Annotated in this window: 25 protein-coding genes; 11 read left to right on the forward strand and 14 right to left on the reverse strand. The window is 68.3% G+C overall.

Going from position 1 to position 23,359, the window contains the following annotated elements; genetic code table 11:
* Nucleotides 1–4: 4 nt before the first annotated feature.
* Nucleotides 5–1,441, reverse strand: coding sequence for a pyruvate kinase (gene pyk, locus ACV229_RS19095; protein ID WP_448084670.1), 1,437 nt, complete (start codon nt 1,439–1,441; stop codon nt 5–7).
* On the opposite strand from pyk, the gene ACV229_RS19100 reads away from it, so the two are divergent.
* A complete protein-coding gene (locus ACV229_RS19100; RefSeq protein ID WP_448084671.1) occupies nt 1,440–1,568 on the forward strand; it encodes a hypothetical protein in 129 nt (42 codons plus the stop codon). The two genes, pyk and ACV229_RS19100, sit on opposite strands and share 2 nt — an antisense overlap.
* A 157-nt stretch (nt 1,569–1,725) precedes the next feature.
* Here the strand turns inward: ACV229_RS19100 and ACV229_RS19105 are convergent, their stop codons facing one another.
* From ACV229_RS19105 to ACV229_RS19115, 3 genes are all read right to left on the reverse strand, one after another.
* Nucleotides 1,726–2,922, reverse strand: coding sequence for a phosphoglycerate kinase (locus ACV229_RS19105; protein ID WP_448084672.1), 1,197 nt, complete (start codon nt 2,920–2,922; stop codon nt 1,726–1,728).
* A 236-nt stretch (nt 2,923–3,158) separates the two neighbouring features.
* Nucleotides 3,159–3,482 carry an AzlD domain-containing protein gene (locus tag ACV229_RS19110; RefSeq protein WP_448084673.1) on the reverse strand — a complete coding sequence of 108 codons (324 nt, stop codon included), beginning with the start codon at nt 3,480–3,482 and terminating at the stop codon, nt 3,159–3,161.
* Nucleotides 3,479–4,234 (reverse strand): AzlC family ABC transporter permease, encoded by a 756-nt coding sequence (locus tag ACV229_RS19115; RefSeq protein ID WP_448084674.1) that lies wholly within the window; start codon nt 4,232–4,234, stop codon nt 3,479–3,481. Before ACV229_RS19115 ends, ACV229_RS19110 begins: the two co-directional genes overlap by 4 nt.
* A gap of 194 nt (nt 4,235–4,428) precedes the next feature.
* On the opposite strand from ACV229_RS19115, the gene ACV229_RS19120 reads away from it, so the two are divergent.
* The 6 genes from ACV229_RS19120 to ACV229_RS19145 all read left to right on the forward strand — a co-directional run bounded on the left by ACV229_RS19120 (nt 4,429) and on the right by ACV229_RS19145 (nt 8,977).
* Complete coding sequence (locus ACV229_RS19120) at nt 4,429–5,352, forward strand: branched-chain amino acid transaminase (RefSeq protein ID WP_124598203.1); 924 nt, start codon at nt 4,429–4,431, stop codon at nt 5,350–5,352.
* 51 nt (nt 5,353–5,403) lie between these two features.
* Entirely contained in the window at nt 5,404–5,598 is a 195-nt protein-coding gene (locus ACV229_RS19125) for a zinc-finger domain-containing protein (protein WP_006749970.1), read from the forward strand.
* Between the two features lie 141 nt (nt 5,599–5,739).
* On the forward strand, nt 5,740–6,780 hold the full coding sequence (gene waaF / locus ACV229_RS19130) for a lipopolysaccharide heptosyltransferase II (RefSeq protein ID WP_448084675.1): 1,041 nt from the start codon (nt 5,740–5,742) through the stop codon (nt 6,778–6,780).
* A 114-nt stretch (nt 6,781–6,894) separates the two neighbouring features.
* A complete protein-coding gene (locus ACV229_RS19135; protein WP_448077259.1) occupies nt 6,895–7,341 on the forward strand; it encodes a nuclear transport factor 2 family protein in 447 nt (148 codons plus the stop codon).
* Between the two features lie 27 nt (nt 7,342–7,368).
* Nucleotides 7,369–8,403 (forward strand): hydrolase, encoded by a 1,035-nt coding sequence (locus ACV229_RS19140; protein WP_448084676.1) that lies wholly within the window; start codon nt 7,369–7,371, stop codon nt 8,401–8,403.
* Complete coding sequence (locus tag ACV229_RS19145; RefSeq protein WP_448084677.1) at nt 8,396–8,977, forward strand: DUF2946 family protein; 582 nt, start codon at nt 8,396–8,398, stop codon at nt 8,975–8,977. The genes ACV229_RS19140 and ACV229_RS19145 overlap by 8 nt, the downstream gene beginning before the upstream one ends.
* Nucleotides 8,978–9,088: 111 nt before the next feature.
* Here ACV229_RS19145 and ACV229_RS19150 read toward each other — a convergent pair whose 3' ends face one another.
* Nucleotides 9,089–10,783 carry a M48 family metalloprotease gene (locus ACV229_RS19150; protein ID WP_448084678.1) on the reverse strand — a complete coding sequence of 565 codons (1,695 nt, stop codon included), beginning with the start codon at nt 10,781–10,783 and terminating at the stop codon, nt 9,089–9,091.
* A 224-nt stretch (nt 10,784–11,007) separates the two neighbouring features.
* On the opposite strand from ACV229_RS19150, the gene moaC reads away from it, so the two are divergent.
* The 3 genes from moaC to ACV229_RS19165 all read left to right on the forward strand — a co-directional run bounded on the left by moaC (nt 11,008) and on the right by ACV229_RS19165 (nt 13,793).
* Complete coding sequence (gene moaC / locus ACV229_RS19155; protein WP_448084679.1) at nt 11,008–11,496, forward strand: cyclic pyranopterin monophosphate synthase MoaC; 489 nt, start codon at nt 11,008–11,010, stop codon at nt 11,494–11,496.
* A 111-nt stretch (nt 11,497–11,607) separates the two neighbouring features.
* A complete protein-coding gene (locus tag ACV229_RS19160; RefSeq protein ID WP_448084680.1) occupies nt 11,608–12,336 on the forward strand; it encodes a hypothetical protein in 729 nt (242 codons plus the stop codon).
* A gap of 254 nt (nt 12,337–12,590) precedes the next feature.
* Nucleotides 12,591–13,793, forward strand: a complete 1,203-nt coding sequence (locus ACV229_RS19165; protein WP_448084681.1) for a hypothetical protein — start codon at nt 12,591–12,593, stop codon at nt 13,791–13,793.
* 107 nt (nt 13,794–13,900) lie between these two features.
* On the opposite strand, the gene ACV229_RS19170 is transcribed toward ACV229_RS19165, so the two are convergent.
* Nucleotides 13,901–14,251 (reverse strand): TonB family protein, encoded by a 351-nt coding sequence (locus ACV229_RS19170; RefSeq protein WP_448084682.1) that lies wholly within the window; start codon nt 14,249–14,251, stop codon nt 13,901–13,903.
* A gap of 534 nt (nt 14,252–14,785) precedes the next feature.
* Nucleotides 14,786–16,579 carry a PglL family O-oligosaccharyltransferase gene (locus tag ACV229_RS19175; protein WP_448084683.1) on the reverse strand — a complete coding sequence of 598 codons (1,794 nt, stop codon included), beginning with the start codon at nt 16,577–16,579 and terminating at the stop codon, nt 14,786–14,788.
* On the opposite strand from ACV229_RS19175, the gene ACV229_RS19180 reads away from it, so the two are divergent.
* The gene (locus tag ACV229_RS19180; RefSeq protein ID WP_448084684.1) at nt 16,578–16,754 is read left to right on the forward strand and encodes a hypothetical protein; all 177 of its coding nucleotides are present in this window, start codon (nt 16,578–16,580) and stop codon (nt 16,752–16,754) included. The genes ACV229_RS19175 and ACV229_RS19180 overlap by 2 nt on opposite strands.
* A 43-nt stretch (nt 16,755–16,797) precedes the next feature.
* Here the strand turns inward: ACV229_RS19180 and ACV229_RS19185 are convergent, their stop codons facing one another.
* From ACV229_RS19185 to recA, 7 genes are all read right to left on the reverse strand, one after another.
* The gene (locus ACV229_RS19185) at nt 16,798–17,391 is read right to left on the reverse strand and encodes a pilin (protein ID WP_448084685.1); all 594 of its coding nucleotides are present in this window, start codon (nt 17,389–17,391) and stop codon (nt 16,798–16,800) included.
* Nucleotides 17,392–17,497: 106 nt separating this feature from the next.
* Entirely contained in the window at nt 17,498–18,211 is a 714-nt protein-coding gene (locus tag ACV229_RS19190; protein WP_448084779.1) for a TerC family protein, read from the reverse strand.
* Between the two features lie 167 nt (nt 18,212–18,378).
* Entirely contained in the window at nt 18,379–19,260 is an 882-nt protein-coding gene (gene sucD, locus ACV229_RS19195; protein WP_431820374.1) for a succinate--CoA ligase subunit alpha, read from the reverse strand.
* 151 nt (nt 19,261–19,411) lie between these two features.
* Entirely contained in the window at nt 19,412–20,578 is a 1,167-nt protein-coding gene (sucC, locus tag ACV229_RS19200) for an ADP-forming succinate--CoA ligase subunit beta (RefSeq protein ID WP_017334083.1), read from the reverse strand.
* Between the two features lie 68 nt (nt 20,579–20,646).
* On the reverse strand, nt 20,647–21,261 hold the full coding sequence (locus tag ACV229_RS19205; RefSeq protein WP_448084686.1) for a DUF2889 domain-containing protein: 615 nt from the start codon (nt 21,259–21,261) through the stop codon (nt 20,647–20,649).
* Between the two features lie 146 nt (nt 21,262–21,407).
* Nucleotides 21,408–22,286: a recombination regulator RecX gene (recX, locus tag ACV229_RS19210; protein ID WP_448084687.1), complete on the reverse strand. Its 879-nt coding sequence runs from the start codon at nt 22,284–22,286 to the stop codon at nt 21,408–21,410.
* Nucleotides 22,286–23,356, reverse strand: coding sequence for a recombinase RecA (recA, locus tag ACV229_RS19215; protein WP_448084688.1), 1,071 nt, complete (start codon nt 23,354–23,356; stop codon nt 22,286–22,288). Before recA ends, recX begins: the two co-directional genes overlap by 1 nt.
* Nucleotides 23,357–23,359: the final 3 nt, after the last annotated feature.

Genomic DNA, 23,359 nt, shown 5'->3' on the forward strand with positions numbered 1-23,359 from the left:
CGGCTCAGTAATGCTCGCCGACCCGCACGATCTTCAGCGTGTTGGTGCCGCCCGCCTGCCCCATCGGCTCGCCGACGGTCAGCACGACCATGTCGCCGCGCGCGACGTAGCCGCGCTGGACGATCAGCTCGAGCGCCTGTTGCAGCGCGCCGTCGCGGTCGCTGTTGAAGTCGACGTGCAACGGCGTGACGTTGCGGTACAGCGCCATCGTGCGCTCGCTGCCGACGCGCGGCGTCAGCGCGAAGATCGGCACGTGCGTGTAGTGGCGCGACATCCACAGCGCGGTCGCGCCCGATTCGGTCAGCGCGACGATCGCCTTCGCGCCGAGGTGGTACGCGGTGAAGAGCGCGCCCATCGCGATCGACTGGTCGATCCGCGTGAACGTGCGGTCGAGGAAATCCTTGTCGAGCTCCACATGCTCGGACTTCTCGGCCTCGACGCAGATGGCCGCCATCGCCTCGATCGTCACGACCGGGAACTTGCCGGCGGCCGTCTCGGCCGACAGCATCACCGCGTCGGTGCCGTCAAGCACCGCGTTCGCGACGTCCGACACCTCGGCGCGGGTCGGCACCGGCGCGTGGATCATCGATTCCATCATCTGCGTCGCGGTGATCACGAGCTTGTTCGACTCGCGCGCCATCCGGATCATGCGCTTCTGCAGCGCCGGCACGGCCGCGTTGCCGACCTCCACCGCAAGGTCGCCGCGCGCGACCATGATGCCGTCGGACGCATCGAGGATGCTCTGCAGGGCGGGAATCGCCTCGGCGCGCTCGATCTTCGCGATCATCTTCGGCTTGATGCCGTACGGCGCGCCCGCGATGTTCGCGAGCTGGCGCGCCATTTCCATGTCGGTCGCGTTCTTCGGGAACGACACCGCGACGAGGTCCGCGCCGAGCGACATCGCGGTGCGGATGTCCTCCATGTCCTTCGCGGTCAGCGCCGGCGCCGACAGCCCGCCGCCCTGCCGGTTGATCCCCTTGTTGTTCGACAGCTCGCCGCCCACCTTGACGACCGTATGAATCTCCTCGCCGAGCACGCGCTCAACGGTCAGCACGATCAGGCCGTCGTTCAGCAGCAGCACGTCGCCCGGCTTCAGGTCGCGCGGCAGCTCCTTGTAGTCGAGGCCGACGCGGTCGTCGTTGCCGAGCTCGCAGCCCGCGTCGAGAATGAACGGCTGGCCCGGCACGAGCATCGTCTTGCCGTTCTCGAACTTGCCGACGCGGATCTTCGGCCCCTGGAGGTCCGCCATGATCGCGATCTCGCGGCCGACCTTGCGGGCGGCCTCGCGCACCATCTCGGCGCGCTGGCGGTGATCATCGGCGGTGCCGTGCGAAAAATTGAGCCGCACGACGTCGAGGCCCGCCTGCATCATCTGCAGCAGAATCTCCGGCGAACTGGAGGCCGGGCCGATCGTGGCGACTATCTTGGTGGCGCGCTGCATGAAACTCCTCATCTGGATCAAGGTGGATGCGCTGGGTGAAACGCTGCGAGAGCCGGATGCGGCGGGCCCAGCGGCGGCCGCTCCGGGGGGCGTGCCGGTGCTGGCGCCCGGCATCGCTTTGTTCTGAATCTCGTGGTGCTGCGTGGCCGCGTCGCCGGCGGCCGCCGACGCGCGCGGGGCTGTGTTCGCCCGCGCGGGCGCGCGTTTGCGCTTGCCCGCGCCGGCCGCCGGCTCCGCCTTCGCGGAGCGTGCGGCCGTCGTCACCCCTGCGCGCGCCGCCACGCTCAGGCCGCCCGCGTTTCGAGCACTTCCACCGCCGGCAGCTTCTTCCCTTCGAGGAATTCGAGGAAGGCGCCGCCGCCCGTCGAGATGTAGCTGACCTGGTCGTGGATGCCGTACTTCGCGATGGCCGCGAGCGTGTCGCCGCCGCCCGCGATCGAGAACGCGGACGATTTGGCGATCGCGTCGGCGAGCGTCTTGGTGCCGTTGCCGAACTGGTCGAACTCGAACACGCCGACCGGGCCGTTCCAGACGACCGTGCCGGCCTTCTCGAGCTGGCTCGCGAGCGCCTTGGCCGTTTCCGGCCCGATGTCGAGGATCATGTCGTCCGCCTCGATGTCGGCGACCTTCTTCACGGTCGCGGCGGCCGTCGGCGAGAATTCCTTCGCGGTGACGACGTCGGTCGGGATCGGCACCGACGCGCCGCGCTTGCGCGCTTCGTCGATGATCGCCTTCGCCTCGCCGACGAGGTCGGCTTCCGCGAGCGACTTGCCGATCGGCAGGCCGGCCGCGAGCATGAACGTGTTCGCGATGCCGCCGCCGACGATCAGCTGGTCGACCTTCTCCGCGAGCGACTTGAGGATCGTCAGCTTGGTCGACACCTTCGAGCCGGCGACGATCGCCACCAGCGGGCGCGCCGGGTTGCCGAGCGCCTTGCCGAGCGCGTCGAGTTCAGCGGCGAGCAGCGGGCCCGCGCACGCGACCGGCGCGTACTTCGCGATGCCGTGGGTCGTCGCTTCCGCGCGGTGCGCGGTGCCGAACGCATCGTTCACGTAGACGTCGCAGAGCTTCGCCATCTTCTGCGCGAGCTCGTCCGAGTTCTTCTTCTCGCCCTTGTTCACGCGGCAGTTCTCGAGCAGCACGACCTGGCCGGGCGCGACGTTCACGCCGTTCTCGACCCAGTTCGCGATGAGCGGCACGTCCCGGCCGAGCAGCTCGGCGAGGCGCTTCGCGACCGGCGCGAGCGAATCTTCCGGCTTGAACTCGCCTTCGGTCGGACGGCCGAGGTGCGACGTGACCATCACCGCCGCGCCGGCGTCGAGCGCGGCCTGGATGGCCGGCACCGACGCGCGCACGCGGGTGTCTTCGGTGATGTTGCCGTGGTCGTCCTGTGGGACGTTCAGGTCAGCGCGAATGAAAACGCGTTTGCCGGCGAGCTGGCCGGCGGCGATCAGGTCGGTAAGACGCTTGACTTGGCTCATGTTGGACAGATTGAAGTAGTGGATGGGGAAAGGGGGATGACGCAACACGTGCGCGGGCTGCCGCGAGAGGGCGCCGGATGCGGGCCGTGGCTAGCGGTTCCGCATGACGCGCACGGGTAAAAAATCTGGAACGGGCATTCTAGCCGATCCGTCCGGCCGACTGCCCGCGCGACGGCGAATTCCGCCTATTTGGGATGACGCGGAGTATTGCGACGCAACAATTGCCTGCTTTCATGTCAGACGATCAGCCGCAACACGGTAAATACGACCATTCCGACGACGATCGTGCCGAGCATGCTGCGCCGCCACATGAACCACCCGAAGCCGGCGAGCGCCGCATAGAACTGATGATTGGCGAGCGAGAACGACAGCCCGGCCGGCGTTTCGAGCACGTCGGGCAGCACGACGGCGGCGAGCGCCGCCGCGGGCGCGTAGCGCAGCGCGCGCTGCACGCGCTCGGGCAGCACGCTGCGCTCGCCGCCGATCAGGAACAGCGCGCGCGTGACGGCCGTGACGAGCGTCATCCCGACGATGACGATCCAGATCCCGGCGGTGCTCATTCGACCTCCTTCTGCTGCACCGTCTCGGTGCGGATGCGCCGCCAGTCGGCCCGCTCGACGAAGAAGTCGGCGGTGCAGCCGGCCGCGAGCGCGGCCAGCACGGCAAGCGGCAGCGCGAGCCGGTACGGCAGGTCGAACGCGACGAGCGACACGACGCCGGCGACCGCGACGGCGGCGAGCGTCGAGCGGTTCGCGACCGCCGACACCATGATCGGGATCAGCGCGAGCGTGCCGGCGAGTTCGAGCCCCCAGCTCGCGGGGAAGAAGCTCGCGAGCAGGATCCCGGCGAGCGACGACACCTGCCACGACAGCCAGCTCGACAGCGCCATCCCCCAGAAATACGCCTCCTTGCCCGGCACGTGGCCGTTCGCGAAGCCCTGTTTCTGGAACAGCAGGTAGATCACGTCGCCGTTGAAGTAGCCGATCGCGAGGCGCCGCCACAGCGGCAGGTAGGAGAAATGGGGGGCGAGCCCGGCGCTGAAGATCACGAAGCGCGTGTTGACCATCGCGGCCGTGAGCAGCACGGTCCAGATTGGCAGCTTCGCGGCGAGGAGCGGCAGCACCGCGAGCTGCGACGAGCCCGCGTAGACGAGGAGCGACATCGCGCTCGCCTGCCCGATCGTCATCACCGACTTGCTCATCGCGATGCCGGTGACGAGCCCCCAGGACAGGATGGCCATCAGCGTGGGCGAATAATCGCGCGCGCCCTGGATCAGCGCGAAGCGGTCGGTGGCGGACAATCGAGCGAGCATGGGAAAGCGCCGCGGCGGGCGGATTGCCGGGGCGCCGGCGCCTCCTGCCGGCCTGCCCCGTCGTTATTGGAATCGGTGCCGGACGATTATAGCCCCGCCCCCTCGCCGACCGACCGGGTTGTCGCCAAAAGACGCTAAAATATGCGTCTTTCCGGCTCAACGCTGCACACAACCGCACCCGACAGGAGAATCCTATGTCAATGGCCGACCGCGACGGCAAGATCTGGATGGACGGCAAGCTGATCGACTGGCGCGATGCCAAGATCCACGTGCTGACCCATACGCTGCACTACGGCATGGGCGTCTTCGAAGGCGTGCGCGCATACAAGACGGCCGACGGCAGCACCGCGATCTTCCGCCTGCACGAACACACGAAGCGCCTGCTGAACTCCGCGAAGATCTTCCAGATGGACGTGCCGTTCGACCAGGAAACGCTCGAAGCCGCGCAGCGCGACGTCGTACGCGAGAACAAGCTCGAGTCGTGCTACCTGCGCCCGATCATCTGGGTCGGCTCGGAAAAGCTCGGCGTGTCCGCGAAGGGCAACACGATCCACGTCGCGATCGCCGCGTGGCCGTGGGGCGCGTACCTCGGCGAGGAAGGCCTCGCGAAGGGCATCCGCGTGAAGACGTCGTCGTTCACGCGTCACCACGTGAACGTGTCGATGGTGCGCGCGAAGGCGTCGGGCTGGTACGTGAACTCGATCCTCGCGAACCAGGAAGCGACGGCCGACGGCTACGACGAGGCGCTGCTGCTCGACGTCGACGGCTACGTGTCGGAAGGCTCGGGCGAGAACTTCTTCCTCGTGAACCGCGGCAAGCTGTTCACGCCGGACCTGTCGTCGTGCCTCGACGGCATCACGCGCGACACGATCATCACGCTCGCGAAGGATGCCGGCATCGAGGTGATCGAGAAGCGCATCACGCGCGACGAGGTCTACACGGCCGACGAGGCGTTCTTCACCGGCACCGCCGCTGAAGTCACGCCGATCCGCGAGCTCGACAACCGGACGATCGGCAGCGGCGCGCGCGGCCCGGTCACGGAAAAGCTGCAATCGGCGTTTTTCGATATCGTGTCGGGCAAGAACGCGAAGTACGCGCACTGGCTGACGAAGATCTGAGCGCGCGCCGCACGCGAATGCCCCACAAAAGAGTGACCAAGAGAAAGACTCATGAGTGAAATCAAGGAAATGCCGCTGGTCGAGCTGACGGCCAAGGATCTTCCCGCCTACTGCCCGAACCCGGCGATGGCACGCTGGAGCGCGCACCCGCGCGTCTTCATCGACGTGTCGCACGGCGAGGCGCGCTGCCCGTACTGCGGCACGCGCTACAAGCTGCGCGACGGCGAAGTCGTCAAGGGCCACTGAGCCCGCGCGGCCCGGCCTGCGCGGACTGTCGTCCTGCATGGCGGCGTGGCCGGCTGACCGGCACGCCGCCCTTTCCCATTCTGGCAACCCGAACGCGGCGCCCGTGCGCCGTGTTTCATTACGACATCGGAAATCGACCTGATGCGTCGAGCGCTGGTTATCGCACCGAACTGGATCGGTGACGCATTGATGGCGCAGCCGCTCTTTGCGCTGCTGAAGAAACTCCATCCCCGCATCGCGATCGATGCCGTCGCACCCTCATGGGTCGCGCCGGTGCTGGAGCGCATGCCGGAGATCCACGATGTCTACGCGACCGATCTCGCGCACGGCAAGCTGCAGCTGCTGCGCCGCTGGCAGCTCGCGAGCGACCTGCGCGACAACGGCTACGACGCGGCGTACGTGCTGCCGAATTCGCTGAAGTCCGCGGTGATCCCGTGGCTCGCGAGCATCCCGCTGCGGATCGGCTACACGGGCGAGCACCGCTACGGGCTGTTGAACGTGCGGCATGCGAATCCGGACAAGGCGCACGGCGAGCGGCCGCCGATGACGGGCCACTACGCGGCACTGGCGTACGCGCCGGGCGCGAAGCTGCCCGAGTCGATGAAAACCCTGCCCCCGCCGCGCCTCGACGCCGACCTGAATGAAACGGCGCGCGTGTCCGCACGTTTCAATCTCGATACGCGGATGCCGCTCGTCGTGTTCTGCCCGGGCGCCGAATACGGCCCGGCGAAGCGCTGGCCGCCCGAGCACTTCGCGTCGCTCGCGAAGATCGTCCATCAGTCTTTCCCGTATACGCAGATCGTCGCGCTCGGCTCGCAGAAGGACGCCGCGGCCGCGCAGGCGATCGCCGAGCACGCGCCGCACGTGCGCAACCTGTGCGGGCAGACGTCGCTGTCCGAGGCGTGCGCGCTGATCGCGCGCGCGAACGCGGTCGTCACCAACGATTCGGGGCTGATGCACGTCGCCGCCGCGCTGCGCCGGCCGCTCGTCGCGCTGTACGGATCGACCGATCCGCGTCATACCCCTCCGCTGTCGGAGCTGGCGAAGGTACAATGGTTGCATCTCGAATGCAGTCCCTGCTTCGAGCGCGAGTGCCCGCTCGGCCACCTGAAGTGCCTGCGCGAACTCGGCCCGGAGCAGGTATTCGGCGATTTGCGCGGCATGCTCGTCGGGCAGCGCTGACCCTTTCCGGCAGCGTCGCACGACGTGCGCCGGGCAATCCGATTCACCGGTGTGCGGCGGCCTCAGGGCCGCCGTGCTGAATACGGCGCGCGACGCGCGCGAGAGACAAACCCGATGCCACGTTTTGCCCGCCTCTTCGAAGCCGCTGCCGATACGCTCAACGCCTACTACCAGGCCGTCGCGGATGCCAATCTCGACGCGCTGATGGCGCTGTGGATCGACGAGGATTTCGCCAGCTGCATCTGGGCGGACGGCGCGCATCTGCATGGCCTCGACCAGATCCGCAGCGGGCTCGGCGCACGGCTGTCCACGCAGCCCGTGACGATCGAGCCGCTCGACATCCGTGTTTACGACAGTCTCGGCACCGTCGTCTACACGATTGCCGAAGCGCATCAGCAGGCCGACCTCACTGCCGAGCCCGACATGGTGTTCGCGACGTACGTGATGATTCACGAACGCGGCGAATGGCGCATCGCGCACATCCATGCGAGCCCGATCCCCGAACAGGCGGCCGGGCAGTTCGCCGCCAAGATCCGCCACGGGCAGGGCCCGCTGCATTGAATGACTTGACGAAGACGCGGGGCGATCATGAGTACGGCTTCTCCGCCCACATCGCTTGCCGGGGCACACGCCCCTGACGACGACGCATTGCGCTATCGGGCACCCTACTGGCTGCCGAACAGCCACGTGCAAACCATCGTGCCGGCGCTGTTCGCGCGACGACCGGTTGTCGCCTACCGGCGAGAGCGATGGGAAACGCCCGACCACGACTTCATCGATCTCGACTGGGTCGCGCATCTCGACAGCGCGGCGCCGCCGCCCGACGCGCCGCTGTTCGTGCTGTTCCACGGCCTCGAAGGCAGTTCCGGTTCGCACTACGCGCTCGCGCTGATGGCCGCTGCGCGCGCGAAGGGCTGGCACGGTGTCGTCCCGCACTTCCGCAGCTGCAGCGGCGAGATGAATCGCAAGCCGCGCTTCTATCACCTCGCGGACAGCGCCGAGGTCGACTGGATCCTCAGGCGCCTCGCCGCGCAGCATCGCGGGCCGCTCGTCGTGGCCGGCGTGTCGCTCGGCGGCAACGTGCTGTTGCGCTGGCTCGGCGAGCACCGCAGCGACACGTCGATCGTGCGCGCCGCCGCCGCGATCTCGACGCCGCTCGACGTGCACGCGGGTGGTCGCGCGCTGTCGCAGGGTTTCGCGATGATCTACACGCGCAGCTTCCTGAAGTCGCTCAAGCGCAAGGCGCTCGTGAAACTCGACCAGTTTCCGGGCCTGTTCGACCGCGAGGCGATGTTGAAGGCCGTGACGATGCACGACTTCGACGACATCGTCACCGCGCCGCTGCACGGCTTCGCCGACGCGAACGACTACTGGACGAAGGCGACGACCCGCCCGCTGCTGCCCGCGATCGACGTGCCCACGTTGATCCTCAACGCCCGCAACGACCCGTTCCTGCCCGCGTCGGCGCTGCCCGGCCCGGCAGACGTGTCGCCCGCCGTCGAGCTCGACCAGCCCGCGGACGGCGGCCATGCGGGATTCATGACCGGGCCGTTCCCCGGCCGGCTCGACTGGTTGTCGGTGCGGGTGTTCGGCTACTGCTCCAAATTCGTCGACCATGGATGACATCGTCAAGCAGGCGCTCGCCAAATGGCCGGACGTGCCGCATTGCACCGGCTGGCTGCTGCTCGACCGGCGCGGCGACTGGCGCCTGCGCGACGACGCCGCGCAGGCGGCCGGCGAGCTCGGCTCGCCGATCCGCCACACCGCGCTGATCGCGTTCATCAACCGCAACTACGAAGCCGACGAGCATGGCCAGTGGTTCTTCCAGAACGGGCCGCAGCGCGTGTACGTCGAACTCGCGTATACGCCGTGGGTCGTGCGGCTCGCCGAACGCGACGGGCAGCTCGCGCTCGCCGACCACGCAGGCCGGCCGTTCGAGCCGCACGAAGCGTGGCTCGACGATGCGGGCGGCGTGCTGTTTCGCGACGCCGGCACGACACCGCGTGTCGCCGCGCTGCACGATCACGACCTCGGGCTGTTCGCCGACCATGCGGATCTCGACGCGTCGCCGCCCGTGCTGCGCTGGCGCGACGGCCGTGCGCTGCCGCTGCTCGCCATCGCGCGTGCCGACGTGCCCGCGCGCTTCGGCTTCGTCGCGAGCCCGGCCGCGCGCGCGGCCGCGCGCGATGCGCGCTGACTCGGCCGCCAGCCCCGCCCGCAATCGGTATTCGAGACGTGTGCCCGATGGGAGCCCCGATCGCCGACCTTCCTGCAGCCGGCGCACGCCGCGCCCGCGCGCGACCGTTCGTCAGCTCCGGCCGTTCTTGTCGTCTTCGCGCTCTTCCTTGTAGCGCGCCTCGAATTCGAGCAGGCGCGCGCTGATCATCGACTGGTCGTAGAACGTCACGTCCTTCGCGTCGCGCGCTTCCTTCAGCTGACGGATCGCCGACGGCCACGCGCCGTCGAGCGCGAACTTCTCCGCCAGCGCGCGGCGCCGCGCGGACACGTCGCCCTTGCCGTCGCTCGCCTTCGCGAGATAGTCCCACCAGTCCGGCTGCTCCGGATCGGCCTTCGTCTGCGTACGGGCGAGCGTCTGCGCGTCCGCGAAGCGGCGCGCGGCCAGCAGCGCCTGAAGGTGCGCGACGATCGCCGCGTGCGACGCGGGCCAGCGCCGCTGCGCGAGCGCCGCGAGCCGCACCGCGTCGTCGGTCCGGCCCGCGCGGCGCGCGAGGTCCGCGGCCAGCACGTCGAGGCTCGGCGAGCTCGTCGCGGGATCGTCGTCGCGGCGCGCCCGCGCGTCGAACGCGGCGCGCGACGCCGCGAGCGCCTGGCCTGCCGCGTCGTACTGGCCGACCAGCGTATCCGCGAGCGCGATCCCGTACCAGTTCGCGGCGACGTTCGGCGCGGTGCGGTCGTCGATCTCGAGCTGCATCCGCCGCGCCTCGGCCGCGATGTCGGTCGGCGCGCGATTCTGCAGGATCTGCAGCCGTGCGCGCACGAATCCGTATTCCGGCGACTGGCGCGGCTGGCGGTACGGCGCGCGCCGCGCGCGGTCCTCCATGTCGGCGATCCGCTCGCCCGTCAGCGGGTGGGTGCGCGCATAGGCCGGCACGCCCGCGTCGCCCATCGACGCCCGCTCGAGCCGCTCGAAGAAGCCCGGCATCCCGTACGGGTCGTAGCCCGCGCCCGCGAGCAGCTGGAAGCCGACGCGATCGGCCTCGTGTTCCGCCGTGCGCGAGAAGCGCAGCTGGTGGTCAACCGCATACGCCTGCCCGCCCAACGCGATCGCGCTGCCGAGGTCGCCGCTTCGCGCGAGCACGCCGGCCAGCACGCCGAGCAGCATCGTCGCGAGCGCCGTGTAGCCGGTCTTCTCGCTCGCGCCGATCATGCGCGCGATATGTCGCTGCAGCACGTGGCCCATCTCGTGGCCGACGACCGACGCGAGCTCGGATTCCGTCTGCGTCGTGACGACGAGCCCGCTGTTGATGCCGATGAAACCGCCCGGCATCGAGAACGCGTTGATCTGCGGGTCGCGCACCGGGAACAGGTCGAAGTCCGGCATGTAGCCGCCGATGAAGCGCGCGGCCGCTGCGGCCGCAAGCCGCGCGGCCATCCCGTTCAGGTAGTCGCGCACGAGCCAGTCGTCGAGATAGTCGGGATCGCGCCGCACCTCGCGCATCACGCGCTCGCCGAGCTTGCGCTCGGCCTGCGGCGTCAGCGCGCCGCCGGAGCCGTCGCCCAGATCGGGCAGCTGCAGCGCCTTCAGCGGCGCACGCAGGCTCGGTGCCGCGCCCGACGCGCCGTCGTTGCCGGAGAACCGGCTCTCGGCGCCGCCGTACGTGCCGAACACGCCGGGCGCGATGCCGGACGGCACGGTGGAGATCGACGGCGAACCGGCAGGCGCCGCCTCGAGCGGCGCAGCAGCCGTGCGTTGCGCGAAACCGCCGGACGGCAGCGCGAGCGCAACCGACAGCAACGCGGCAAGCAACTGTTTGACACGCATGGCAGGATTGTCGCGACGCCGTTCCGCGCGCTGCGCACGCATCGCGGCGATTGGTATGAATATCGTGGGCATTGTACCGGCGGCGCACCCGCTGTCCCGCGCGGATCGGTCATGATCTGCGCTCCGCCGCGGCGAACGCCACTGCTATGATAGGCGCCCGTTAAAGCCATGGATGGGACCGAACCGGGCGCCGAAGCGCCGGGGTCGATCGACAGGAGCACGACATGTCAGGACTTACCCACTTCGATGCCGCCGGCCACGCGCACATGGTCGACGTCGGCGGCAAGCAGGAAACGCAGCGCATCGCGGTTGCGCGCGGCACGATCCGCATGCTGCCGGCGACGTTCGAGCTGATTCGCGACGGCAAGGCGAAAAAAGGCGACGTGCTCGGCGTCGCGCGGATCGCGGCGATCCAGGGCGCCAAGCGCACCGCCGACCTGATCCCGCTGTGCCATCCGCTCGCGCTGACCCGCGTCGCCGTCGATTTCGAGCTCGACGACACGCTGCCGGGCGTGCGGTGCGTCGCGCAGGTCGAGACGTTCGGGCGCACGGGCGTCGAGATGGAAGCGCTCACCGCGGTGCAGGTCGGGCTGCTGACCGTGTACGACATGTGCAAGGCGGTGGATCGCGGGATGGTGATCACCGACGTGAGCGTCCGGGAAAAGCGCGGCGGCAAGTCGGGGGACTGGAAGGCCGAGGACACCGACCGCTGATCGGCCGCCGTGCGCCGCCCCGCACGATGTTGCGCAGGCGGCGCACCGGCGCGCAACCGCAGTAACGGCGGCAACCCGCAAGAACCACAACAACAACCGATGAGAGATCCGATGCAAGGGCCGAAACCGGCACGCGCGATGCGCGGCGCGCTGTCCCTGCTGCTGTCCGCGTCCGTCTGGTACGCGCCGCCGTCCGCGCATGCGCAACGCGCCGACGATGCCGCGTCGCGCCTCCAGGCGCTGCTGACCTGCGCGCCAGGCGCCCATTGGCCGTCACCGAAAGAACGCGTCGCGCTGCGCAAGGCCGGCGCGTCGATCCTCGGCTTCGCGGGCGACGGCCGCGTGTACCTCGACGACCGGCACGACGACGGCGACGACGAGTGGACCGACATGCGGTTCCGGTTTGCGCGACCGCTGACGCTCAACGGCATCCCGTTCAACGTCGTCTATCTGGAACGGATACGCACCGGCGATACGCGCGATGACGACGACGTGATCGCCTACGCGCCCGCCAACGGCGACGACGTCCGCACGTTCGCGAGCGCCCACCGCATGTCGACGGTACCGAAACCGCTACCCGGAGAAATGGATATCGTCGGCGACGTCGGCTATATCGGCGACGGCCCGCGCGCGGGATTCGACGCTGCGTACTTCGCGTGGACGAAGCCGCTGTCCGCGCGGCAAGCCCGCACGTTGCACGGCACCGCCAATAACGATCTTCCGAAGCCTCACCGCTTTCCCGGCCTGCACTTTGCCGGCGTCATCGACAACGCGCCCGGAAGCTTTGCGTTCGGCTGCAAGACGTTCGGTCCCGGCCCGTCGGACATTGACGGGCTGTAGTCCGCCGGGTTGGCTGCCGGAACGAAACGTCCGTCACGATCGAGTTGCCAGCTGCCCTCAAGAGGTTTCCTTCAGTGCGAGGGACGGTTGGCGAAAACCGGATGCCGGAATCGCCCGGACCGCCACGTCGCGCGACCGATGCGCGCGCATCAGGGAACGCCTGACTGCGCGACGAGCAACCGGCGCTTGCCGCCAGACCGACACGCGGGCCCTGACGCCCCACACCACCCTGCTACGAATGGAGAAAGTGTTCAATGAAGAAGACACTGAAACGCGCCGCACTCATGCTGTCTCTCGCCTGCGCCGCGCCGGCCATCGCGCTTGCCGCCGGCGCCTGCCCCACCGCGGACACTGCCGCGCGTGCGGCGCTCGACGCGCAGCATCGGCTGCAGCAGATCCCGAGCCCGCAAAGCGACGACGGCGGCGAAGACGTCACGCCCGCGCAGCGTGACGCGATCCGCGCATACAAGCAGGCGCTCGTCGCCGCGATCGACGCGCGGCTCGCGTGCAGCGACGAACACGTCGAGCCGGCAGCGCTGCAACGCACGCTTGTCGCCGCGCTTGGCCCCGCCGCGAAACCGGCACCGCCGAACGACAGCGCATCGCCGTTCGGGAGCGATCCGACGGTCTACGTCGAACGCGCGGCCACGCCACGGCCGCTCATCCTCGTACGCGCCGGCTTCAGCGTCGCCTGCGGCGACGACAACCTGCTCGCCGGCTATGCGTGGGACAACGGCGGCTGGCGACGGGTGCTGCGCTGGCAGAGCGGCGACCTCAAGGACGTCTCCGACGCATACGGCAGGGGCTTCGAGTTTGCGGCACTGCCGGGAGGTCAGGTCGTCGCGGTGCACGGCACGCCCTGGTGCACGTCGACATGGACCCACTTCGTGGCCGACGTGATCGTACCGGCAAACGGCGCGGCCCCTCAGCGCACGATATTCCGGATAAGCGAAGACTATTGGCTCTCGGAGGACAACTTCCGGCTGAAGGCGCGCCCCGACGGATTCGATTTGCGCGCGATGGTTCACTCGAACGACTTCGACGTGATGTGGCGGCCGGGCATCTTCCGCTATCGCGTAGACGGCGATACTGTCCACCGCATCCAGCCCGCCGCCGCGAACGGCCGGGATTTCGTCGACGAATGGCTGAAAGTCGATGACGCGCTCGCGCGCGAATGGAGCGACCCGGCTGCCGCAGCCGCCGCACTGAAAGCGCGGCAGGCCCTCAACGAGCAGATCAAGGGGCCGCACATGTCGCTCGATTACGGGCCGGTGCGCGGCTGCACGGCCGCGAAAGATCGTTATCAGGTCGAGATCGGGTTGACCGGCAAGTCAGGGCAAAGCGTCGGAAAACGTTACGCTTTGATTCGCCAGGAGCCGAACGGCTTCACGATGCTCGCGTTGCGCGACACGCCGGAGCCGACCTGTCGCGGCGCCAACCTGATGGCGAAGCATTGAACGCCGGGGCGGCCCGACGGCCGCCCCGGCATTTTTGCGGCCGGTGGCCGCGCGTCCCCGCGGCCCACACTGTGTCGTCGTTTCCCCGTGCAGTGACGCCGCGACGGTCACTCGCCGCGGCCCGGCTCGAACACGAACGGCTGCGTCAGCAGGAACGGATTCGCGGCGGCCCCCGTCTGCGTGCAGGTCGCCCGCGACATCGCGTCGATCGCGGCGCGATCCGCCGCGGCATTGCGGCTGCTCGTCGTCACCGTGACGTTCTGCGCCTCGCCGGACGTCGTCATCATCGCCCGTACGAGCACCGTCGCGCGGCGCGTGAGCGGCTTTGCGGTATCCGGATAGGTGGCGCGCGGAATGTGGCACGTCAGGCTGCTCTCCTGCGACGACGACAGCATTGCGCAGCCGGAGAACAGCGCGGCGACGACGGGCAGGATCAGGTAGGTCGGGCGAATAGCCATGGTCGAATGTCGTTATTCAGCGTTCTGTCAGGACGCACCGCGCGCCGGCTGCCAATTGCCGATCGCCGGACTGCGCATGCGCGCCGTGCGCCGCGGCCCTCCGATCGGCGCCCCCGTGACGGCCGCGCGGCCGGCCTCTGCGCCGCCGCGATCCTGCTCTCAGGTTCTCGAGTTCGAAACCCGCACCCGCGCCTTGCCGAACGGACGCGCGCGGAATGCTGACGCTTGCGCGCATTGTGCACGTCCTTCCCCGGCGGCGGCGTCGATTTGACAATGCTTGACGGTGAATGCGCGGCCGGCCGCCCGGAATCAGTCCGATACGCGACGTAATCGCCGCCGCGGGCTCGTCGTCGGGCAACGGCCGCCGCGCGCGCCTCGTTCGTCGACGGCGTGGACCATGACGGCCCACGCGGATCATGCCCGGTCGTCGTGATCCGGCTCGGCGATCATTGCGAGCCGCGATGGTCCGGGCGATTCACGCGTCGTCGTCATCCGGCTCGCATGTCGTCTGCCGACGACGACGGCCCGGGTGCGTCACTCCGAGTCGTCGTCGTCATCCGATTCGTCGAGCGCGTCCGCCGACACTTCTCCGTACTTCGCGACCAGCGACGCCTTGAACGCCTTCAGCGATGGATGCTCGTCGCACAGCTTGTACAGCGCCGCGAGCTGCGGCGGCCAGTCCTTCAGCTCCTTCGCGAACACGTTGAGGCGTGCGACCGTGTCGAGCGCGTCGGCTTCGCGGCCGTCCAGCGCCTGCAGCACCGCATAGCGGCGCAGCACCGTTTCACCGGGCAACAGCGCGATCGCGCGCTCGTGTGCGGCGAGCTTCGCCGGCAGCCCGTCGTGCGAGATCGTGAGCAGCGTCGCCGCGCCGTAGTCGCCCCACGCGCCGAACAGCAGCGACGGCGCGTCGCGATACTGCGCGGCCGGATTGCTGCCGTAATACAGCACTTCCGCGCGCTGGTAATCGCGCAGCACCGGCAGCGTCGCGGCGAGGCCGCCGAGCGACAGCACCGCGAACAGCCCGAACGCCGCGCCGCCCGCCGGCACGATGCGCAGCGGCTTCACTTCGAGCAGGCCGATCACGAACATCGCCGGCAGCAGGAAGAACATGTACTGCTGCGGATACTCGACGAGCGCATGCATCAGCAGGATGCCGATCAGCGCGAAGCCGAACACGCGCACGCTCGTCTGCGGCGCGCGCACTGCGCGCACGAACCAGAGCACGAGCGTGACGGCCAGCACGCCGAGGCCGATCGCGCCGGACTTCGCGAGCAGGTCGATGAAGATGTCGTGCGAATTGTTCGCGATCTCGACGCCGCCGAGCGTGCGGGCCAGTGCGAACTGATGCGACGGGAATTCGCCCCAGCCGACACCGAGCACCGGATGCCCGCGGAACATCGCGATCCCGTATTTCCACAGCGCGAGACGCGGTGCGATCTGCCCGGCGTCGCGCATCCGGTCGGCCGCCGACTCCGCGAGATTCAGGTGGAAATGCACGTTCGCCCAGCGCACGCCGCCGTTCACCGCAACGAACACGGCGACGAGCAAGACCGGCATCAGCCACGCACGCGCATTGCCCGGCGCACCCGGCTCGCGGCGCGCTTCGACCCGCGCCATCCAGAAGCCGGCGACCACCATCACCGCAACCTGCAGCCACGGCCCGCGCGACACGGTCAGCGCAAGCCCCGTGGACAGCGCGACGGACAACGCGAGCCATGCCCAGACCGCGAGGCGGCGGGTCTGCACCAGATACAGCGCGCCGGCGAGCGCGAACGCGATATAGGTCGCCAGATGGTTCGCCTGCGCCATGTTGCCGTATGGCCGGCGGTCCACCGCGATGTTGTAGATCACGACGAACGGCGACAGCGCCGATTCGAGCCGGAACAGCTGAACGATCTGGCAGAACACCGCGAACACGCCGCCGATCAGCAGCGCGCCCGCCATCATCCGCGCGACCGATTCCGCGAGCCCCTCGCGCGCGAGCACATAGCCCGCCTGCATCGCGACCAGCGCCGCGCCGAGATAGCCGATGGCCAGCCAGTTCATCGACGGCACCCGCAGCGGCATCAGCGCGATCTGCGCGAACAGCACCGCGGCGAAACCGAGCGGCGCGACGAACGCGGCCGGCGCGGCGAACGGCGCCGCCTGACGGTTCGTCCGCGCGAGCAGGATCACCGTCGCGCCGAGCAGCAGATACAGCACCAGCGCGGAAAACTCTGAATAAAAGGTCGGGATCGGGTACGTGTGATTCGTGATCGCGTAGGGCACGATCAACGCGACAGCCAGCGCGACGAGCGGCAACGAGCGGGTAAAAGAAGAAGGCATGAGCAAACCGGATGTCAGCAACCGGCGCACTATACAAAACTTTCCCCGCTCTGTGCGGCGCATGCGCGCCGGACGTGCCGCCGCGGCGCGGCGCGACCGGCGCGGCAAGCCCGGCGGCGACGGGAACATCCGCTTGCCGCCCGCCCCCGCCCGCCCGGCTTTTCGCCCGCAATGACCGCTTTCGCCTGCTTTTCCGCCGCTATCGCTCGCTATGCCCGCTATGCACGGCACTCCGCCGGCGCGTACTTCGCCGGCAGCGTCGCACCGTCGGCCGGCACGGGCCCCGCCCCGGGCGCCGGCAGCGACGATGCCGACTTGCCCGCGGCGAAACACTCCCACGTGATCGCGCCGGCCTGCGTCGCCCCCTTCTTGAGCGCCACGCGCGCGGTCGGCGCGTCGGCCTTGTCGGGCGCCGACGGCACCAGCACGAGCGTGTTCGAGCCGGCGGCTGCGACGCGCGCGCTGAAGGCGACCGAAATCTGGCCCGTGTCGTCGTCGATCCGCACCGACTCGACGTTGCGGGTCGCGGCCGGCGCGCTGTAGCCGCCGCCGAGCCCCGCACCGCTCGCCGCGTTGTCCGCGACCGCAAGCCGCGCGGACGACGCGAGCGCGAGCCCCTCGCCGACCCGCGAACGCGCGAGGTAATCCTGGTACGCGGGAATCGCATACGCTGCAATGACGCCGACGATCGCCAGCACGATCATCAGCTCGATCAGCGTGAATCCGCACGGACGCCAGCGCGGCGGGCGGCGCGTTCGCTGCAGGTCGGCGGTGAGACGGCGGAACAGGGATACGGAAAAGGCTTCGAACATGACAGGCTCCGGAAACGAAAAACGCCTGCCGGAAAGGCAGGCGCTTCGATCGTAGCCAGCGGGCCGCGCGGCCGGCAGTCGGCCGGACGGCCAACGCGTCGATGCATCAGTGCGAGCCGGACGCCCCCGACGCATGGCGGCGCTTTTTCAGCGCAGTCCCGGCCGCCACGACGAACAGCGCGCCGGCGACGCTCGCGCCGTAGATCGCGGCCGGCGTGTCGAGCAGCGGCCAGCGGTCGCCGGCCGGGTCGTTCACCATCAGCCCGCCCGCGATCCAGCCGAGCAGGGCCGCACCGAGCGTGACGACTATGGGGAAGCGGTCGAGCATCTTGAGCACCAGCGTGCTGCCCCACACGATGATCGGCACGCTGACGACCAGCCCGAAGATCACGAGTGCGAGCCGGTGGGCAGGATCGGCCTGCTCCGCGGCGCCGGCGATCGCGATCACGTTGTCGAGGCTCATCACCGCGTCGGCGATCACGATCGTCTTCACGGCCGCCCACAGCCTGTCGGTCGGCTTGATGTCGTCGTGCGCGTCGGCGGCGGGCGCCATCAGCTTGATGCCGATCCACAGCAGCAGCACGCCGCCCGCGAACTTCAGGAACGGCACGTCGAGCAGCACGACCGCGAACGCGATCAGCGCGACCCGCAGCAGGATCGCGCCGGCGGTGCCCCAGATCACGCCGCGCAGGCGCTGGCTCGCAGGCAGGTTGCGGCATGCGAGCGCGATCACGACCGCGTTGTCGCCGCCAAGCAGGATGTCGATGACGACGATCTGGAACACGGCTCCCCAGTGGAGCGACGTCAGGTATTCGAGCATGCGCGGGAGCAGGGAGGGGAATCGGCCCGCCGGATGCGGGTACGGATACGGGCGCGGGTTCGCGACCCCACGCATGATGCGCGCCGAATCTTACGAAAACATTGCGCGAGCATAACAAAAAACGCCGGCTGGGCCGGCGTTTTCTGCAGGACGTTGCGTCGCGGAAATTACAGCGCTGCCTTCAGCAGGCGGCCCATTTCCGACGGGTTGCGCGTGACCGTAATGCCGCACGCTTCCATGATTTCCAGCTTCGCTTCGGCCGTATCCGCACCGCCCGAGATCAGCGCGCCGGCGTGGCCCATGCGCTTGCCCGGAGGCGCCGTGACGCCCGCGATGAAGCCGACGACCGGCTTCTTCATGTTGTCCTTGATCCACTGCGCGGCGTTGGCTTCGTCCGGACCGCCGATTTCGCCGATCATCACGACCGCATCCGTGTCCGGATCGTCGTTGAACATCTTCATCACGTCGATGTGCTTCAGACCGTTGATCGGGTCGCCGCCGATGCCGACTGCCGACGACTGGCCGAGGCCCAGTGCCGACAGCTGCGCGACCGCTTCATACGTCAGCGTGCCCGAACGCGACACGACGCCGATGCGGCCCTTGCGGTGGATGTGGCCCGGCATGATGCCGATCTTCAGTTCGTCCGGCGTGATCGTGCCCGGGCAGTTCGGCCCGAGCAGCAGCGTCTTGCGGCCTTCGCGGCGCATGCGGTCCTTCACTTCGATCATGTCGCGCACGGGGATGCCTTCCGTGATGCAGATCGCGAGATCCAGATCGGCTTCGACCGCTTCCCAGATCGCAGCAGCAGCGCCTGCCGGCGGAACGTAGATGACCGACACGGTCGCGCCGGTTTCTTCCTTCGCTTCCTTGACGCTTGCGTAGATCGGAATGCCTTCGAAATCTTCGCCGGCTTTCTTCGGGTTCACGCCCGCGACGAATGCTTCGCGGCCGTTTGCATATTCACGGCAGGCGCGCGTGTGGAACTGACCGGTCTTGCCGGTGATGCCCTGCGTGATGACCTTCGTGTCCTTGTTGATCAGAATCGACATGTATTTTGACCTCTGTTCGATTGGCGTCGCGTGCGAACCGCGCCGCCATGCGTGTTCAATGAAGCGCCAAGAAAACGCCGGGCCGCCCCAAGTTTTCTTGACCCCCTCGGGGGGCCTGGCGCGCAGCGCCAGGTCTGGGGGCGCTTCTTATTTACTTGCCTTCGGCAGCCGCGACGACCTTCTGCGCAGCTTCTTCCATGCTGTCCGCCGAGATGATCGGCAGGCCCGAATCGGCCAGCATCTTCTTGCCGAGGTCCTCGTTCGTGCCCTTCATGCGCACGACGAGCGGCACGTTCAGGTTCACGGCCTTCGAACCGGCGATCACGCCTTCCGCGATCACGTCGCAGCGCATGATGCCGCCGAAGATGTTCACGAGGATCGCCTTCAGGTCCGGGTTCTTCAGCATCAGCTTGAACGCTTCCGTGACCTTCTCGGTCGTCGCGCCACCGCCGACGTCCAGGAAGTTCGCCGGTTCGCCGCCGAACAGCTTGATCGTGTCCATCGTCGCCATCGCGAGGCCTGCGCCGTTCACGAGACAGCCGATGTTGCCGTCGAGCGAGATGTACGCGAGGTCGAACTTCGACGCTTCGATTTCGGCCGGATCTTCTTCGTCCAGATCGCGGTACGCGACGATTTCCGGATGACGGAACAGCGCGTTCGAGTCGAAGTTGAACTTCGCGTCGAGTGCGATGACCTTGCCGTCGCCGGAGACGTTCAGCGGGTTGATTTCAGCCAGCGACGCGTCGGTTTCCCAGAATGCCTTGTACAGGCCTTGCAGGATGGCACGCGCTTGCGGAATCGAAGCAGCCGGCACGCCGATCTTCGCGGCGAGGTCGTCGGCCTGGGCGTCGAGCAGGCCGGTCGACGGCTCGACGATGACCTTGTGGATCAGTTCCGGGTGCTTTTCGGCAACTTCTTCGATGTCCATGCCGCCTTCGCTCGAACCCATCAGAACGATCTTTTGCGACACGCGATCAACGACGAGGCTGACATACAGTTCCTGCTTGATGTCGGCGCCTTCTTCGATCATCAGACGGTTGACTTTCTGGCCTTCCGGACCGGTCTGGTGCGTGACGAGCTGCATGCCGAGGATCTGGTTCGCGTATTCGCGAACCTGCTCGATCGACTTCGCCACCTTCACGCCGCCGCCCTTGCCACGGCCACCCGCGTGAATCTGAGCCTTCACGACCCAAACCGGGCCGCCGAGCTCTTCCGCCACCTTGACGGCTTCGTCAACCGAGAACGCCGGCTTGCCGCGCGGTACCGCGACTCCGAATTTCCGCAGGATTTCCTTACCCTGGTACTCGTGAATCTTCATGCGTGATTCCCTTCAGTCTGAGAGTTGGATGAAAAGTCGCTTAAGACGCTTCTTCGAATGATTTCCGTTCATTCCTTCGTGCCGTCCCGGACGGGCATGTCCGGCTCCGGCCGGCTCGCGCCATACCAGCGCGGGTAAAACTGCTGCACCACCTCGCCGTCGAACCGCAGCGCCTGGCAGCGGCCGAGCTGGAACGGCGGCTCCGCCTGTGCGGCGTCATGATCCGGCCCTTCGCCGCCCTCCTCCCGCACGTTCCACACGTCGCCGGCGAACGCCTGGATGGCCGCCGTCGGCAGCACGGCGCACAGCTCGGTGAGATGGGAACAGCCCGCGACACCGGACAGAAGCCGGGTCGCATCGCGGCGGAAATTGCGGAAGAGATTGAGCCCGACGAGGGCCCGGTAGGCGGGATTGGCGGATTGGCAATGACCGGGATATGGCACCCATTCCGACGACGACTCGGCGTCGACGACATTGAGGTCACGATCGATGGTCACGCGCAGCCAGAGTTCGTGGATCGGCAGGCCGTTGGGCCGGATGCCCGACGCAAGCGCGACATCGCGCGGCTTGTGGTCGGTCAGGCAGGCTTCGATGTCCCACAAGCCGTCGCCGCGCTCGTAGGCTTCCGCTCGGATTGCGCGTCGATGTCGCAACTGACGGGGCACGGGCTCGGATAGCGGCATGCTGGAGGTTGAGGCCGAAGAGGAAAACCCGTGGATTTTAGCATATTGAGTATTTGAGGCAGCCTGACGCGACGGCGGGTATTCCCGCCTGCCGGGAAGCGGTTGCATTGCAGCAAAATCGCGCGTTGCGCGCGCGCCCGCTGCGCTCAGTCGTCACCGAAGAATTCGTCGCCGCACTTGAGCAACTTCACGATGGTCGCGCTCGAGAAGCCGCGCGCCGCCAGGAAGCGTGCCTGCTTCGCGCGCTCGGCGGGCGTTTGCGGCAGCGCACCGAATTTCTTGCGCCAGACTGCCTGCGCACGCGCCCATTCGGTCTCGCGCAGCTGCGCGCCGACCGCTTCGACAAGCGTGTCGCCGACCGCGTGGCGCTTCAGCTCGTTGACGATCCGCGCGGCCCCGACCCGCGACGCGCGGCGATGCACGAGGCTCTCGGCGAAGCGCGCGTCGGACAGCCAGCCGTCCTGTTCCAGCGCGTCCAGCACCGGCTCGACGGATTCGTCCTCGCCCACAAAAGGCGCGAGCTTCCGCGCGAGCTCGGCGCGGCTGTACTCGCGCCGGGACAGATAGCCGAGCGCGCGGCCCTTCAGCGAACGGGCGGGTCTCGACGATGACGATGACGATGACGATGACGACGCACGCGCCGACGCGCCGGTCTCCGCCTCGGCGACGGCGCCGGACGATCGGCGTGTGCGACGCGGACTCTGGCTCGTGCGGGTATAGACGTCTTCCGGGGCCGCGGCAGACGCCGCAGACGCGCGATCGCGCGGGAAGCCGATGCCGGACACGCGGCGGCGCGCCCGGTCGTGCGAATCGAACGATTCGTCGTCGTCGAACGGGTCGTCCGGTGCAGTCACCTGAAACGAAACGAGGGCATCGTCGGATGCCCTCGTCGCGGTGCGGCTCACGGGATGCGCTGCGGACCGCCGGCTGGCGCCGGGGGACGCGGCACGCCGCCCGGAGCCGCCCGGCGCATCGCGCGCGTCGTGCTCCGCCGGCTTGCCCGTGTCATCCCGGCGCCTGACCATCACTCTTCTTCGCCCATCGCCTCGGCTTCGTTATCCGCGCCTTGCGGCATCGCGGCGACGCCGAGCGATTCGCGAATGCGGTTCTCGATCTCGAGCGCGATTTCCGGATTCTCGCGCAGGAATTCACGCGCGTTGTCCTTGCCCTGACCGATCTTCTCGCCGTTATAGCTGTACCAGGCGCCCGCCTTGTCGACGATCTTCGCCTGCACGCCGAGATCGATGATCTCGCCCTGACGCGAGATGCCTTCGCCATACAGGATGTCGAAGATCGCTTCGCGGAACGGCGGCGACACCTTGTTCTTCACGACCTTCACGCGGGTTTCGTTGCCGATCACCTCGTCGTTCTTCTTGATCGAGCCGATCCGGCGGATGTCGAGACGCACCGACGCATAGAACTTCAGCGCGTTGCCGCCCGTCGTGGTTTCCGGGTTGCCGAACATCACGCCGATCTTCATCCGGATCTGGTTGATGAAGATCACCAGGCAGTTCGTGCGCTTGATCGTGCCCGTCAGCTTGCGCAGCGCCTGCGACATCAGGCGGGCCTGCAGGCCCGGCAGCGAATCGCCCATCTCGCCTTCGATTTCGGCCTTCGGCACGAGCGCCGCGACCGAGTCGATGACGATCATGTCGATCGAGCCCGAGCGCACCAGCGCGTCGGTGATTTCCAGCGCCTGCTCGCCGGTGTCCGGCTGCGAGATCAGCAGTTCGGGCACGTTGACGCCGAGCTTCGACGCGTACTGGACGTCGAGCGCGTGCTCGGCGTCGATGAACGCCGCGGTGCCGCCGAGCTTCTGCAGCTCGGCAATGACCTGCAGCGTGAGCGTGGTCTTGCCTGACGATTCCGGACCGTAGATCTCGACCACCCGGCCGCGCGGCAGGCCGCCGACGCCGAGTGCGATATCGAGGCCCAGCGAGCCCGTGGACACGACCTGGATGTCCTCGGCCGCCTCACCGTCGCCCATGCGCATGATCGACCCTTTGCCGAACTGCTTCTCGATCTGCGCGAGCGCGGCGGCCAGCGCCTTGCTCTTCTCGGCAGTCAGCCCGGAGCCTTTCTTGCTATCTTCCATGAA

The sequence above is a fragment of the Burkholderia sp. MR1-5-21 genome (assembly GCF_053427715.1).